The organism is Vibrio sp. 1580 (assembly GCF_033340055.1).
The window spans coordinates 1-911 of record NZ_JAWOVT010000116.1; the positions used below are offsets into that span (position 1 = coordinate 1).

A 911-nucleotide genomic window follows, 5' to 3' on the forward strand; every position below is an offset into this window, starting at 1 on the left:
TCATCAATCAACTTGGTTTGGTAAAGGTAGGCAGGCTTATTACTTCACGAGTGATGCGAATTGCGGTGCATCCTGATCTACAAGGTTTGGGCATTGGCAAGCGCATGCTAACACTACTCGAGGAAAGTGTTGGTGCCCATGTGGATTACCTATCGACAAGTTTTGGTGCGACGGATGAGTTGATTCAGTTTTGGCAACAAGCTGGTTATCAATCCATTCGTTTAGGAACTATGCGCGATGCCGCCAGTGGTTGTTATTCATTGTTGATGGTTCGCCAACTTGCGAATAAATCACAAACTTGGATTGATGACGCACAAGCATTATTTCTCGACTTTTTGTCTGCGAGCCTTTCCTTTGTTTATCCTAAGTTAGAGCCGAGTCTGGCTAGAAGCTTGTTGCGTCAACCGATTCAACATCAAACCTTACATCCGACTAAGCGAGTATTGCTTCAAAGCTATGCGAAGGGTGGTGCAAGCTATGAATCGATTTTTGTGTGGTTACAACAGTGGCTGCGTCAACATGGTTTAGCGCCTGTTTCTGATTTGATGATAAGTAAAGTGTTCTTAAACCATGATTGGGGCATTTGTGCCAAACAATTTGGATTATCGGGAAGAAAGCAAGTTGAGCAACAGTTAAGAAGTGAGTTAGAAAAGTTGTTGAGTCAATTTACAGTGTAAACGCAACGCCTTATGGATTTACACTGTAAATAGAGACAAGCTGAGAGGAGTGACTTTACACTGTAAATTCACTCCTTTTTTGTTTTTGATGAATGATAAAAAGCAAACTCATGACCGACAAAGTTCAATGTTGAGCTGTAAACAAAATCGCCAATAAAAGGGAAGGAGTGGCGTCGCCACTTCTATTGTATTGAAGCACTATAACTACAAGCTACAACATCTCATGTTGTAGCG

Annotated in this window: 1 protein-coding gene; it reads left to right on the forward strand. The window is 41.7% G+C overall.

Annotation, left to right across the window (positions count from 1 at the left end):
• Positions 1 to 677, forward strand: a 677-nt coding sequence (locus R7093_RS24405; RefSeq protein ID WP_318146909.1) for a GNAT family N-acetyltransferase, incomplete at its 5' end; no start/stop codon positions are given.
• Positions 678 to 911: the final 234 nt, after the last annotated feature.